Raw genomic sequence first — 480 nt, forward strand, 5'->3', positions numbered from 1 at the left:
GCAAGTTGCTGCCGCACGGCGCCCCGGCCAACCAGTCGACGATCGAGTTGAACGACGAGCAGATCGCGAATGTGAAGGCGATCATCGCGGCGACGAAGAAGGCCGGCATGGACGAGCGGGCCGCGGTCGTGTCGATCGCCACCGCCCTGCAGGAGTCGAAGCTGGAGAACCTGGGTCACCTCGGTGACCGCAACGACCACGACTCCCAAGGCCTGTTCCAGCAGCGCCCGTCGTCGGGCTGGGGCACGGTGGAGCAGATCACCGACCCCGAATACTCGACCCTGGCGTTCCTGAAGGGCCTCAAGCAGGTCGACGGCTGGCAGGACATGCCCCTGACCCAGGCCGCGCAGACCGTGCAGGTGTCGGCCTACCCCGACCACTACGCCCAGTGGGAACAGCAGGCCGCCGACCTCGTCGCCCAGCACTGGACCAGCTGACCCCCACCACGGTCAGACAACAACCGAAGACATTCCTCCACAG

1 protein-coding gene is annotated in these 480 nt (G+C 66.7%); it reads left to right on the plus strand.

Going from position 1 to position 480, the window contains the following annotated elements; genetic code table 11:
- A partial coding sequence (locus KBX50_RS32535; RefSeq protein ID WP_210941668.1) for a hypothetical protein occupies positions 1 to 437 on the plus strand: 437 nt, incomplete at its 5' end.
- Positions 438 to 480 lie beyond the last annotated feature (43 nt).

The sequence above is a fragment of the Micromonospora sp. C51 genome (genome assembly GCF_018070435.1).
GTDB classification, from domain to species: Bacteria; Actinomycetota; Actinomycetes; order Mycobacteriales; family Micromonosporaceae; genus Micromonospora; species Micromonospora sediminimaris.